Annotated in this window: 1 pseudogene; it reads right to left on the bottom strand. The window is 54.2% G+C overall.

What is annotated here, in order from left to right:
• A pseudogene (locus ACFSR7_RS36480) lies at nucleotides 1-1,289 on the bottom strand (hypothetical protein); the annotation flags it as partial.

Raw genomic sequence — 1,289 nt, 5'->3', positions numbered from 1 at the left:
CTGACACTCGTCGTCGTGTCGTTAAATACATACCATTGTGACGCCAACGCAGGTTTAGCCGCCTCCCGCACGACTACTCCGGTCCCCACCTCGATCTGATTGCCGCCCTCATGGAGGACGAGATCGCCTTCGTAATTTACCGCCTCGTCTACGCTGGCCGCGAGCTGGTAGATCAGGCGATACGGCGTGAATGTGGATGCGGCGTAATCCGAAGGGACGGTCGTTACAGCGCCCGTATTGCTCGTTGCGTCCCAGCGCGTCCACGTCTTCGTTCCGCTGCCGTTGTAGGCCGTACCGAAGGTGCCGTTGTTCATTTTCCAACCGTAAAAATATGCCGCGATCTCCGCAGCGCTTGGCGTGTATGTCTCGCCCCATCCGGAATCTGCGTCAGAAATTGAAACGTGAACCGCCGATGAATATGAGTAGTACATTTTTAGAACATCGGCAGATGATGGAGCACTGCCGCTATTTTCTGTTTTCAGAATCTTTCCGTCGTATTTTATTCCTACGGCATTGTGGTTATTGTTTGTAGCTTGGATGGATCCGGCGTAGACAGATTTGAAACCCGTGTAGTCGGCGAAAAACGTCCACGTCAGCGATCCATCTAGTACCATCTCCCACAATCTCCGCGTCACCCTCGGCTTGCCATCTCCATCCGTATACAGAGTGTCGGCGACGGAGACGTCTACGTTGCTGCGGAGTTGGGCGCCGGGGAAGTACAAATAGCTGCCGCGTTTGGGCTCGAACGTTGTAGCTGCTGATCCTAGTTCGAGCTGCCAGTTAGAAAGCACGAACGACCCAACTGCATTATTGGTGAAGACGATTCGAACATAATTGCAATTCGACGGCGTGGTAAACGTCAGTCCTTGTAACCAGCCTCCTCCCGCAATCCCTGAGATGCTGGCCTGCTTATCGTCCAAAAATGCGCCAACAAATCCACAGTTAGCCGACGAAGTGTTGCCCGAAAATTTGTACGATTGGCTTGGGAGAACCGGGATAACCATAGCGCTGTCCTGGAAGGTTGCCGTCGCGTTGAGCATCAACGAATACTGGCTCGTCACAACAGCATTGGCGTGCAGCGAGTCCGGCGACCCGGGAAGCAGATTCTTTCCCGCGTTGCCCATATACACCGCATTGACATGCTTGGCATCGTCTACATACGGCCACTTAGCGGCGACTTGGGCGGCGGTCATGGAGTCAATGGCGGAGTAGTCGGCGGAGCTGATTTCGTAGACTCGGACTCCGTCAACATATCCGTACTGCCCCGTCGTACCCACAACGACGATCTT

This window comes from Cohnella sp. GCM10020058 (assembly GCF_042683485.1).
Taxonomy (GTDB): Bacteria; Bacillota; Bacilli; order Paenibacillales; family Paenibacillaceae; genus Cohnella.
The sequence above is the reverse complement of the archived record's forward strand: the minus strand, read 5'-3'. Positions and strand labels throughout refer to the sequence as shown.